This is a genomic window from Bacillus sp. PSXD-155, assembly GCF_049310765.1.
Lineage (GTDB): Bacteria > Bacillota > Bacilli > Bacillales > Bacillaceae_G > Bacillus_A > Bacillus_A cereus.
The window spans coordinates 1-12616 of record NZ_JBMOWC010000086.1 but is presented as its reverse complement, the minus strand read 5'-3'; the positions used below and the strand labels follow the sequence as shown (position 1 = coordinate 12616).

Here is a 12616-nt window from a genome sequence, read left to right as displayed (position 1 = left end):
CACATCCATCAACTTAACGTATATTTTTATACAAAATGCGGTCTTTCCACGTAGTTTTTTATTATCTTTTATAGATGTTATAAAAGTAGGCACGTCAAATAAACCCTGACGGGTTTCAAATTTTTCGCTATGCTACCTGATGGGCAGAAGTGGTATACTCATACACAACACCTAAAATATCAAAGACTGTTTTTTTCTCATATCTGTGAGATTTTCGTCCGTTTCGCTGTAGGAGGTTAAACAGACGAAGGAGAATCTTTGATAATTCTTGGGTGTTTTTATGTAGTGCTTGATGAAAAAGTAAGAAATAATCTTTAATTATGTACATCGCTTTATATTCACTTAGTTCTTTCTGTTTCTTACGTAATAGGAGTTCTCTCATTTTAAACATAGTAGAAGAACATAATAGAATACTAATGAGTTGTCCATAAAGGTGGCATTCTAATCGCTCTTGTTTAATAGATTTACAACGATGAATTCGAAACCAAGATTTCCATATTTTAAATAACAGCTCAATTTGCCAACGCAGTGAATATAAATCATAGATTTTCTCTTTCGGTACCCATTCCGTAGGAATGTTTGTCATATATACCGTAATTCCTTGTAAAAGTTTCGTACGATCTGTATATGTAATCCCTTTTTTCTTTTCACGAATAGCTCGATCATGTAGACGTTTCTGTTTTTGCGCCTCTGTACATCTATAAACCACAATGCGAGTGGGTAGTTTGTCTTTGCTCCCTACATATACATCTTGTAATTCATAAACTTGGCCAGGTTGTAATTGGTTCATGATGTCTTCCAAATGAATTTGTATATATACCGGTCTCAATTGAGCAGGTTTTGTTTTAAATACCACTGTTTCGAATTCTTTTCTATATATTTTAGTTGGTAATTTAAGACGCGATAAATAATACCCTTCCTTATCTTGGATTGATTTAAAGTCTTGTAAACGAAAATACCCTAAGTCACGAATATATAGTTCATTCTTTTGTGTCATGTCCATTCGAGTCGCCCCATATGCCTGATCACTTCGTTTTCCTGGTTCAATTTTCACATCAGAAAACTCTCCACTCAACAAGTCATACTCTAATTGAATTTTTACACCAGCTGTATGACTACAGCCTCCGGCACCAGGATAAGTAGCTGCGAATCGATCTGGAACTTGAAAGGTTGTAGAATCAAGGATGCGAATCCGCTCAAAGTAAGCAGAAAGAGAATGAGAAATTGTAGATGATCCTCCAATTTTAGCTTGTAGAAGTGTAGTAAATACAGTTCGAAAGAAGGCTACAGAAGCCGAGTTAAATCGTCGATTCAGTCCCTCAGGACTTAATAAAATTCCTGTTGAAGTTTCTAATTGACTACAAAGTTGAGTAAGAGAGGTTGTAGCGATTTGTTGATTTAACCATACACACAAAGATAAAAAATGGTGCCCATGGCACTTACGTTTTCGTTTCATTCCACCTGCTTCTATAGCTAATTGATTAAGTGTAGCGGGAGACATATATCGATATAACTCTTCGGCAAATAAAGACAGCTCTTGTTTTTGATGCATATTCATAAAAAGCACGTCACCCTTTCTCATTAACATAAGAGAATAGTAACGTGCTTTTAAGTTTAAGAATAGTCTATTTTCTTAAGTTGATGGATGTGGGGTCCCGCCACATGCCCATCAACTTAAGAATTCAGAATTATCCTAAAACAAAAAATGAGCTTTTTTGCTACAAGTTAGCACAAAATTTCGTTCTGGGGGCATTTACCTTTCTTAGCTTGATGGCGATGTGGTGCTCCCCCTAAATACATGTAATCTTGTGTGAGCCTATAACTTTAGATATAACTGGAATTTTATTTAAATTCATTTCTGCAAAATAACATGTAAAAAACTAAAAAAGCAAAAAGAACAATTTTTTTAGTTTTTCTAGCTTCTCAGTACAAATTTGAAAAAAGATTTCAAGCTATTTAGCTTATATAACGTATAAGGCAGCTATTGGCTAATCAAGTGTACATATTTGCTTATGACGCAATAGATGTTTAACCAAGAAGAAAAGCATTAGAGGAAATAAGGAATTGAATAATAAGATATCTTGCAATATATTTCTCTTTGTAAATTTGCAATAGAGCTACCGCCATATGCCCCTTTTCATGATTAGTTGGTTTTACTTTTAATACTCTCAGTTGCTTTTTTAAATAGTTTCATTGCCTGTTCTGCTTTGTTTTCTAAAGAATTACAACGATATATGTCACCTAATGCTTTAGAGCAATTAGCTAAAAATGTAGGATTTGTGAAACGAAAAAGTAAATACCGTGTAGTTTAAGTATCGTCACCTAAGTTTGAATCTTCGTATTTAATACTGTTCGATGTTCTTCTAAGGTCAGTACATCAAGAAACATGCTACTTCCCTTTTGAATACTAATTAGGAAGTATTTTACCAAGAATAGATTTATGTTATCGAATGAGGCTTTGATTTTGCAGCTCGTTCATACTTCGTTCTTTGTTGTAGTTGTCAGAAACGTTCGGGTTTAAGGAGTCTAAGTATGTTTGCAAACTTACACGTTCTTGTAAAATATAATACCGCTCATCTTGATCCATCTCTCCCTCCTCTTCCTAGCTGATAGCTATACCTCTCTCATTTACACAGTTATACAAGATTTTTCCTCTAGTGGAATGTAATCCGCCCCTTTTAGCTCATTAAAAGGGCGTAATTGTACACTGTATATCGTTTCTCCCGCTGCTTTCATTCCCGAGAAAAAATAAATTTCTCCTTCTATTTCGTAGGCAGGACGTATGATTAGTCCTTTTTGACTTTCATATTGGACATGGCCAATTTCAACGATTCCTTCATTTAACAAGGCATCTCGAGCATTTGTATAGTCATTTCGAAAATCGGTATGAATCGTTTTATAAGACATTGTATCCCTCCAGCGTTTGATAAGTTGCTTTTAGCTATGTACATCCAGGTGTCTGGCATCTATTTTGAATGACATGTACGTTTAAATTCGATGTAGGAAAACATAATTCCTAGTTTGTTCTTGTTCTTTTATGGAAAAGTAACATTTGTCATGTTGTGTTTATAGAGTCCAAAAAGAGTAGCACCCTTTTCAGGTACTACTCTATCTTTGTGTTATTGTATATATGCTTTAATATCCAAGTATGCCGACAATTTGAGTTGCTTTGTTGTTACGAATTGAATAATAAATTTCTAAGCCTTTACGTTCAGCTTTTAGTACTTTGCCCTTCATTTTCGATAAATGTTGTGAAACAGATGATTGGGGTATCTCTAAAATTTTTGTTAGTTGGGAAACATTAAAAGTATTATGTTTGCTTAGCTCGTTTACAATACGTAAACGAATTGGATGCGCCATTATTTTTAAAATTTCAACATCTTCTTCAGTAATATTAGTTTTTTTTGATTCCAGTACTGTGCTTGTCATAGCTATTCTCCTTTATTACTTTCTTATAAGAAGTTATTTACCTTAGTATTCCGTATCGAAATTTTATATTTTGTATATCCCAATAGATAAAAATTAATGTAACATTAATAAATTCTATAGTTATTATATAACGGATTTTCTATTCGAGTGTGAAGTTCATCTGGAGTTTACGTGATTTTTATATATTCTAATGTACAACTGAGCGAATGTATATCTGAGGTCTGATATTGCATAATCGGAAATAATAAAAATATAAAGTTCTCATATTTACTAAAGGTAAGTAATCCTTCTATTTTATTTTTCTACAATACAATTACGTTCTTACAGTGAGGCACCAGACATCTATCAACTTAAGAATGGAAACAAAGTGTACTTTCATTTTGTGGGGGTAAAGCATTCCTGAAATAGAAGTATACTCTTAATAATACGCATATCAAATAAACCCTATCGTTTTATTAAAAGTCCAGGAAATAGTAATGAAATCCTATATTTATACGATTAAATATAATGTCACACATTTTATAAGGTAAAAAGGAAAGGATAGATGAACAGGAGAGTATACCTGTTTACATCTACCCTTTTTTACAACAATATGACCATATTAACTACTACAACAAGGATTTTTACCACAACAACTTTTCATATAATTATTGAACTATTTCTTAAATAACTAAATTAGCCTCTTCGTTAACTTTAATTACGAATAAATGGTCCCATTCACCTTCAATTGGATCAACTACATCTTCATTAAAAGATTCAGCATGTTATCTACCATTTCTATTAAACTAGCGGTTTTTATTTTCCCTGATTCCTTTCCATACCTAAGGTACCCAAAAGTCCAATGAATTCCCGAGGCTACCATCCACATTTGTGTCTCTGAAAAGACATTTTGTGCCACTAGACGTAACTGTAGATTCCTGAACAAGCTAAATCATGAAAATACACACAAAGATAGATTATCATCCATTACATTACTGTTTTGCTTCGTTCGAATAGAAAAACTCGGAAGAACGCCACTTGTTCGATATCTCCTCAATGTGATAAGGTGTCGTTCTGCAGCATCCACCTATTAAACGTGCACCTGCTTGGTACCATTCTTCAGATTGAATATTCAACGCGTTACATTGTTCATGACCATGCCATGTTTTTGTTTCTGGATTATAAGTTTCACCAGAGTTTGGATAAACAATAATCGGTTTTTTGGTGTTTGCCCTCAACTCTTGGATTGCGCCAGTCACAACGGTTACTGGCGCACAATTGATGCCTATCGCTACAATTTGTTCACTTTTCTCAAAAGCTCGTGCACACTCTACGAGTTTCATACCTTCACTAATCTCTTTCTCATTTTTTAGCGAAAAGGAAAGCCACGCATATGTTTCTGGAAACTCACGCAATAATGTATCTAATACTCTTGCTTCTTGCAGGGAAGGGATCGTTTCAAATGCCAATAAATCTGCACCTGCTTCGATTAACGCAGACATTCTCGAACGGTGAAAGTCTGCTAATGTTTTATCTGTCACACCATAGTTGCCTACATACTCTGAACCATCTGCAAGGTAAGCGCCATACGGCCCAACTGATGCAACAACCAATGGTTTAGGCCTATTCGTTTGCGTATTTCCCTTCCAAAAATCATCTCTTGCCCTTCTTGCAAGTAACACCGTTTTCTTAATTAATTCCAAAGCTTCCTGTTCTTGTATTCCACGCGTGGAAAAACCACTAATAGTAGCTTGATAGCTTGCTGTTATGGCACAGTCCGCTCCAGCACGAAAATAGTCTGAATGAACCTGATAAATTAGTTCCGGATTTTCTAGTAACACACGTGCCGACCAAAGAGGATCGTCCAAATTACATCCATGCGCCTCCAATTCTGTAGCTAATGCTCCGTCAAGAAGCATAATGGAATGTTGGGATAAAATATCATCAATTGGGTTGATTTTGTTCGACATAATCTACGCCCCTCTTTTTTAGATTTTTTGTTAGATAATAACTTCCATAGCAAAACAAAATAAACGGTATGCCGCAATATAAGGCAATTCTCTGTGTTGGATCGAATGCAATTCCAATACACGATGCCAGACAAAGGATAAAAGAAGCAATTGGTACTAATGGATATAGTGGTGTGCGATAAATCAAGTCCTTCTCAGAATTTCCTTCTTTCAAAAATTGTCTGCGAAATAGGAACTGCGAAGCACTAATACTCATCCAAACTACAACTACTGCTAGACCGGAAATGGAAACAAGTACGATATAGACGGTATCTGGTGCCACAATACTCGAGAGCAAAGCCAAAGCTCCACCTACCATGCTGAAAATGACGGCGTTGATTGGAACACCTTGCTTCGTCATTTTTCCAAAAATCGGGGATATCATATTCGTATTAGCAAGCGACCAAAGCATTCTAGAAGAGGCATAAAGGCCTGAGTTTGCCGCAGATAAAATGGCTGTTAAGATAACGAAATTCATTATGTCAGCTGAATATGGCACCCCAATTCGTTCTAGAACTGCAACAAAAGGGCTCTCTAATACCCCCGCATCGGAAATAGGCAATAACGCAGATATAACAACAATCGTTCCTACAAAAAAGATGATCAATCTCCACAGAGTCGTTCGAATTGCCTTCGGTATCATTTTTTCCGGGTTCACTGTTTCTCCAGCTGCAATACCTATTAATTCTGTTCCCGAAAAAGCAAAATTAACCGCAAGCATGGTCATCATAATGGCCGTAGCACCATGGGGAAATAAACCTCCACTTGTAAAATTAGAAAAGAATGGTGCAGCTTTTGAATGAGTCATCGGAAGAAACCCTAGCATTACCGCTACTCCTAAAACAATAAAAATCGCAATAGCTATAACCTTTATCGTTGAAAACCAAAATTCGGATTCGGCAAAAAATTTAACAGTCAGGACATTTAATACAAAGATCAAAATGGCAAAAAGAGCACTCCATACCCAAACATTAATCGATGGAAACCACCGCTTCATAAGTAATCCTGCGGCTGTAAATTCAGAACCTAAAGCAACAGTCCAAGTTAACCAATACAGCCAGGCTACTGTATACCCTGTACCCGGTCCAATGTATTTAACTGCATAACTATGAAATGCGCCCGTTTCAGGCATATGTACGGAAAGTTCTCCTAAACATAGCATAACTAGATAAACCACTAGCGCACCAACCAGATAGGATAGAACTGTTCCAAATGGGCCAGCTTGTTGAATAGTGTAACCCGAACTTAAGAATAAGCCAGTTCCAATCACCCCACCAAGTGATAGCATGACTAAATGACGTGCTTGCATTTTCCTTTGAAATTCTTGCCCATTTTTGTTCTCCATTTCTACTCTCCTTTAGTTATTACCCAGAAAAAACAAAAAACGCACTCTAAAAAAGAGGGCGCTACTGACAAATAAAAACGGAAGCTCTCATCTATCAGGATTATCACCCGCTGGAATTAGCACAGTGTCTACTTAAGCAGACCTGTTGCTGAGGTTTCATAAGGCCAGTCCCTCCACCTCTCTGGATAAGAAATATTTTTTTATAACCTTATCAATCCATTCAATAACTGTCAAGATAATTCTGTTTTTTTAAAAAATTATCTATTATAGAAATACAAAAAATAGAGTATTACTATAACTGCAACCCACTCCTTCTTGGGTATTATTTGAAAATCGAACATACAAAACCTCATTTATTTATGATTTGGTTCACAAGCACTTCCTCAAAATTTGATGCGCTTCTAAATATCTTCTTACTTCTTTGGCTATGGGGGTCACCATACATATCCAGCAACTTAGGGATGTGTGACGAGACCCCATCGCCATCAAGCTAAGGTTTTGAAGTACCCCCTAAATGAAAATTTTCTTTCTCTACAATTAGTTATTTCGAGAAATGAGCTCATTTTTTGTTTTGGGGATGTTTACTTTTCTTAAGTTGATGGGTATGCGGCCGTACCCTTAAACAAGAAACACAAGCGCCAGCTACTAAAGAAGAGCCTAAAAAAGAAGAAGCTCCGAAAAATAAACCTGGAATTAGCAAAGCTAAGTTCAATCAAATCAAAAATGGAATGAGTTACGACGAAGTTAAAGCTATCATTGTTAGCGACGGGGAATTTTTATCAGAGACTGGGCAAGCTAGCGAACAACTTCATACAATTATGTATAAATAGATTGGAGAAAAAGGATTTGGTGCTAATGCGAACTTCATGTTCTAAGAAGGTAAATTGCAAAATAAATCTCAATTCGGTTTAAAATAAAAAAAGCACTCATATGAGTGCTTTTTTAAATTCCTAATAATTGCTTTTTCTTCGCTTGAAACTCTTCTTCAGTAATAACTCCTTGATCTAACAACTCTTTATACTTCAATATTTCATCTGCCCCACTTACTGATGCAGAAACTTGAGGTTTGCTTTTATTAGCTAAAATACTCTCAATATACTCTTTAATTTCTACAGCCATTTTTTCTTCTTTTTTTGTAAACATAACTGTGTTTTCATCTGCTGCTGCAGCCATAACCCCTTTTTTACTCTCTTGACTACCCATAAAAATAAATTGTATGTAACCATTTGTGAAGAAATTGGCTTTTTTAATTTGAATACCAGTCATATTGTTAATATCAATGTTTTTTTCACCGTCTAATCCATGATTTAAAAAATTCAAGGCTCCTCTTCGCTTCAGTCGAATGAAGTTACCCTCTATTCTTACTACTGTTTTCCCTGCCCCTTTAAACTCAAATGTTCTATCCAAGCTCTCCACCCCTATAATTATATAATGTATTACCCAAATATTATAACTCTGAATCTTTATTTACAAAATATAGATTTTGTTCTCTTTTACGATACATTTATGAAACAGTCGTATGTTACGTTATAAAAGTCCATTTTTTGAATCATTTTCATTATGTTAAAAAGTCCCAGACTTTCTAGGGCTTTTTACGTTTAAATAAAGAGGTATACCAAATTTCTCAATGTACAATATTACTTAATATGGTAAAATAATAATTGGATTGGCGTCCAATACATATTATTAAAATTAAATTGGTTCAAGTCGGAGGAAGGCACCTTTGGGTGTCTTTTCTTTATTATAAAAACCCTCAAGCATTCTTACACTTGAGGGCTTATCAATTGAAAGGTAGGGCTGTTTGGAGTTCTTTAAATTAAGAACAAAGCGCTAAACCAATTAATAGAGCTGCAGCAAACGCTGGAATTGGCACAGGGATCTCTACACCTTCTACAACTAAGAAGTATTGTCCACTTACTACTTTAAAACAAACTAATTGCATGGATATTCCTCCCTTCTGCTAGGATTAATACATTATATAATCTTATTATTGATATAATTAGATAGTTTATTTTTAAGAAAATGTGTAATTTATTTATATTCAGATGAAGCGCCTTAAGTCCTCTTTCCCTTATTTTCAAAAGGACCTGCTCATTTAATCCATAAAAACATAAAGTAATTTGAATCCATTAAAATACATGAGTGACTCCTTATTTTTCTCCTACTATTTAAAGGAGGAATTATTATGGGCTTTGGTGGTAGCTGCGGTGGCGGCTGTGGCTTTGCAGGAGGATTTGCTTTATTAGTTGTATTATTTATTTTATTAATTATTGTTGGAGCTTCTTGCTTCTGCTAAAAACTATGGGAAAAGACACTCTTATTTGGGTGTCTTTTCTTTTTCTCAATATAAGAGCTATAAAAATATGCTATAGTTTTAATAGAAATTCCCTTTTGTACAATGAGATAGAAATACCCAACAAAAAACCCACCTATTTCCGTAGGTGGGCCTTATCTTTATTACACAATACCAAATTATACTCCCATTTTTTCATAAACTTTATGCAATTATAAAATTTCTCCTTTTTGTGTACTGATTTCATTTTACGGATTTTATGCATTAATACATTTTGCGGTTTTAAAATTTTTATTTATATAAGTAGCTCATACATGGGTTTAAATATTTGTACCAATATTATCTAATGTTTTGGGATTTACTTTTTCTCCATCTATTGTCATCTTTATTTTTTGTTTTGGATTTGCTGTTACTACCCAAGCATTAGGTAAATAACGATCTTCATGTGATAATGTAGAAGGTGAATTTATAACCTTTCCTCCTAAATATAGAGTAGCAGAAGAACCACCATCCATAGCCATTGCATTTATAGCACCTTTTTCATATAGAATATCTTGACACTCTTTTAACGTAGCCCCTATACTATGCGTCTGTCTACCGTCAATGACTAGAAACATAATTGTACCATCTTCTTTTTGGGCCATAATACTTCGCGGAGCAGAACCCCAACCACCGTCTCCTTCTGTAATCATTTTTTCTCCATTTACAATTAACTGTGGCATAAATCCTGCTGCTGAAACGACTTGTTTATCCAAAAGTTGTTGTGTAGAATAATTTCCTGTTATCATTTGTCCAAACTTTGTTAAGCCTGTAATAATTGTAGGGGTATTTCTATCCATATTCGTATCAATAACTTTCCCATTTTCTATTACAATTCCAGTAGCAACACTTCCCCCACCCCTTCCTGTTTCATCAGCAAATCCACTTGCATTCACAGCAACAAGTGCATGATTACGCTTTGCCATTACGCTAATTTTTTCTCCTCTGTTAGCGCCCTGTGTTCCTTGATGGCTAACAAGTTTAACATTGAAGGGATTACTAATAGTAACTAATTTTCCTTCAAAAAGAAAGCGACTATCTTTGTTACTTTTAATTGTTTCTACATCAATTTCTAATGGTTGATTTTTAAATTCTTCTAATCTTTTTCCTGCTATTTTTTTATAAATATGCTCATCACTATTTGACCATTTCGGATGATTAATTCTATCTTGCAATTTATCTAGTTCCTTTTGGGATAGGAATGTATATTTCGCATATTGTGGATGCTGAGAAGTTAGTATACTCCCAGCGATTGTTATACGAAGCTCTCGGCCATAGCTAGTACCAAATAATATTCCTATGCCAATAAGTATGAAAATAGAAAATAGAAGCAAAATTCGTTTGAAGATTTTTCTTAGATGTTTCATAGTTTTATCCTCCGGTATTAATTACATTCAATGAATCCTTTAAAATATTTTTTAATAAAGATAAAATTGTTTATTTTCCTCATTTCCGAGTTCCCCACTAAATCTTAGCAAGCAATGCAAAATACTTATTTTACATTTCGTATTTATTTGAGTGTATACTTACAAATTTAATAACGCTTTTGCAACCATGAAATAAATTACTAATCCTGTTCCGTCAACAAATGTTGTAATAAATGGACCTGAAACAACTGCAGGATCTAGTTTTAATTTTCTTAGAATCAAAGGTAAAACAGCTGCAACAAGAGAGGCCCAAATAACAATAAATAATAAAGTGATTGCTACAACTTGTGCAACTTCTGTTCCAACACCTAACATATAAGCACGAGTGAGTCCAGCTACCGCAAGTGCAAGTCCAAGAAGCATACCAATTGCAAATTCCTTTTTCATTACACGGAAAATGTCTTTAAATTTCACCTCTCCAATACCAATTGCACGAGTAATTGTTGCTACAACCTGTGTTCCTGTATTCCCTCCAGTACCTACTAATAATGGAACAAAGAAAGCAAGGGCAACTACAGTTTCAATTTCGTCTTCAAAATACTTTAATACTGTACCTGTATATGCCTCAGCAACAAAAAGAAGCAATAACCATGGTAGACGCTTAAAGAAAATGCTCCAAATGCTAGCTTCAAAGTAAGATTGATTCAATGGTTCACTTCCGCCTAACTTTTGAATATCTTCTGTAGCTTCTGCTTCCATAACATTCATTACGTCATCAAATGTTATAATACCAATCATTTTATTATTTGCTGTTGTGACAGGTATTGCCGCTAAATTATAATTCAGTAGCTTTTTTACAACTTCTTGTTGATCAATTTCAGCGTGTACTGAAATTACCTCTTGAATCATGATAGTAGATAATATCTCTTCATCTGCTGCTAGTAATAACTCATGTATGGAAACGATTCCCTCAAGATAACCATGACTATCAAGAACATAACTATAAGATATTGATTCTACATTTTTAGAATGTTCCCTAATGTACTTCAATGTCATTTTTACTGACCAATTCCCCCTAACTGCAACAAAATCACTTGTTACAAGACTTCCTGCCGTTTCAGGTTTGAAAGTCATCAATTTTTTCACGTTATGTTTTGTGATTTTATCTAGATACGCCATTAATTTAGCCTGTTTTTCCGGATGAACCGCTAGCAGTAAATCTACTAATTCATCAATCGGTTGTAAATTTAGTAACTTTTTAGCTTTGTTTTCAGATAAGTGAATTAAGATATTATATTTTTCTTCTGCACTCATATATTGAAGAATTTTAGAGCTTTTTAATACAGGAATCGTATTTAGCAATATGACTTGATCTTCAATTGAAAACTCTTTTACTTCTTGTGCAATATCATACGATGGATGACGTAAAACTTTCTCTGCATCCAAGTTATTTTTGGTTATAAGTAATTCCTTTAATAATTTCTTCATGTTAACTCCTCCTCATATTGCTAAGGGAGACTCTAGAGTTTCATGAGTGGTTTTGTTTTATTTTATCTGTCTTAAATTTTTTATTAGAGCAATAATAGTTACATTGCAATCAATTCATTAGTTAGAATTACCTCCTTTTTGAATATAGACAAGATAAAAATAAATAAAATTAAACAGAAAAACCTTTACTCAAAAAGGAGTAAAGGTTTTTTCACAATACAAATAAATGAATATTAAGACAGCTCTACCAAAATCACAGAGGTGCCTTTCTATCAAATCGTATACCACTCCCTCGTTGAGTTTTAGCACTGTATAGCATAGGTTTTTATAACCAGCTACATTAAGAAGGGCCTTAATCCGACCGTTCCTGTTGACCCATTGGCGTCTCTCGACATTTTTGGGCAGCAGCGTTTCTCTATACAGGAGCCTCACCTAACAAAGTTTATTGAATTACTTCAAAATTTAAACCAGAATTTAATATTTGTCAACTGACTTTCAATTCCATTCATAAAAAATCTTTTATAGAAAATGAAATTATATTTTATTATAAATTTAAAATTCCCCTTAAAAAACATAAAATTCAAATAGATTTAATTCGAAGAAACGTTATAAAACTTATGAAACTTATGAAACTTATTGTTTTTAATCAAATTCCAACTTTATAACA

At 34.2% G+C, this 12616-nt stretch carries 11 protein-coding genes and 2 riboswitches; of the genes, 1 reads left to right on the top strand and 10 read right to left on the bottom strand.

Annotated features, from left to right (window positions below; genetic code table 11):
• Window positions 1–127 precede the first annotated feature (127 nt).
• The 8 genes from ACO6VI_RS31755 to ACO6VI_RS31720 all read right to left on the bottom strand — a co-directional run bounded on the left by ACO6VI_RS31755 (window position 128) and on the right by ACO6VI_RS31720 (window position 8704).
• The gene (locus tag ACO6VI_RS31755) at window positions 128–1558 is read right to left on the bottom strand and encodes an IS4-like element ISBce2 family transposase (protein ID WP_422424664.1); all 1431 of its coding nucleotides are present in this window, start codon (window positions 1556–1558) and stop codon (window positions 128–130) included.
• Between the two features lie 885 nt (window positions 1559–2443).
• Complete coding sequence (locus tag ACO6VI_RS31750) at window positions 2444–2587, bottom strand: hypothetical protein (RefSeq protein WP_167319462.1); 144 nt, start codon at window positions 2585–2587, stop codon at window positions 2444–2446.
• A 41-nt stretch (window positions 2588–2628) separates the two neighbouring features.
• Window positions 2629–2907 carry a hypothetical protein gene (locus ACO6VI_RS31745; RefSeq protein WP_061660994.1) on the bottom strand — a complete coding sequence of 93 codons (279 nt, stop codon included), beginning with the start codon at window positions 2905–2907 and terminating at the stop codon, window positions 2629–2631.
• Between the two features lie 228 nt (window positions 2908–3135).
• Complete coding sequence (locus tag ACO6VI_RS31740) at window positions 3136–3429, bottom strand: ArsR/SmtB family transcription factor (protein ID WP_000204906.1); 294 nt, start codon at window positions 3427–3429, stop codon at window positions 3136–3138.
• A gap of 971 nt (window positions 3430–4400) precedes the next feature.
• Window positions 4401–5378, bottom strand: a complete 978-nt coding sequence (mmuM, locus tag ACO6VI_RS31735) for a homocysteine S-methyltransferase (protein ID WP_161520334.1) — start codon at window positions 5376–5378, stop codon at window positions 4401–4403.
• The gene (gene mmuP, locus ACO6VI_RS31730; protein ID WP_161520333.1) at window positions 5353–6762 is read right to left on the bottom strand and encodes an S-methylmethionine permease; all 1410 of its coding nucleotides are present in this window, start codon (window positions 6760–6762) and stop codon (window positions 5353–5355) included. Before mmuP ends, mmuM begins: the two co-directional genes overlap by 26 nt.
• 84 nt (window positions 6763–6846) lie before the next feature.
• Window positions 6847–6954, bottom strand: a riboswitch (SAM riboswitch).
• Between the two features lie 750 nt (window positions 6955–7704).
• On the bottom strand, window positions 7705–8178 hold the full coding sequence (locus tag ACO6VI_RS31725; protein ID WP_237655424.1) for an SHOCT domain-containing protein: 474 nt from the start codon (window positions 8176–8178) through the stop codon (window positions 7705–7707).
• 400 nt (window positions 8179–8578) lie between these two features.
• Window positions 8579–8704, bottom strand: coding sequence for a hypothetical protein (locus ACO6VI_RS31720; protein WP_275893571.1), 126 nt, complete (start codon window positions 8702–8704; stop codon window positions 8579–8581).
• 243 nt (window positions 8705–8947) lie between these two features.
• Here ACO6VI_RS31720 and ACO6VI_RS31715 point away from each other — a divergent pair, with 243 nt between their 5' ends.
• Entirely contained in the window at window positions 8948–9058 is a 111-nt protein-coding gene (locus tag ACO6VI_RS31715) for a YjcZ family sporulation protein (RefSeq protein ID WP_000505681.1), read from the top strand.
• A 317-nt stretch (window positions 9059–9375) separates the two neighbouring features.
• Here ACO6VI_RS31715 and ACO6VI_RS31710 read toward each other — a convergent pair whose 3' ends face one another.
• Together ACO6VI_RS31710 and mgtE are read right to left on the bottom strand one after the other, a co-directional pair.
• Window positions 9376–10461, bottom strand: a complete 1086-nt coding sequence (locus tag ACO6VI_RS31710) for a phosphodiester glycosidase family protein (protein WP_161520331.1) — start codon at window positions 10459–10461, stop codon at window positions 9376–9378.
• Between the two features lie 159 nt (window positions 10462–10620).
• Window positions 10621–11949 carry a magnesium transporter gene (gene mgtE / locus ACO6VI_RS31705; RefSeq protein ID WP_000734818.1) on the bottom strand — a complete coding sequence of 443 codons (1329 nt, stop codon included), beginning with the start codon at window positions 11947–11949 and terminating at the stop codon, window positions 10621–10623.
• Between the two features lie 281 nt (window positions 11950–12230).
• Window positions 12231–12396: riboswitch (M-box (ykoK) riboswitch) on the bottom strand.
• Between the last annotated feature and the right edge of the window lie 220 nt (window positions 12397–12616).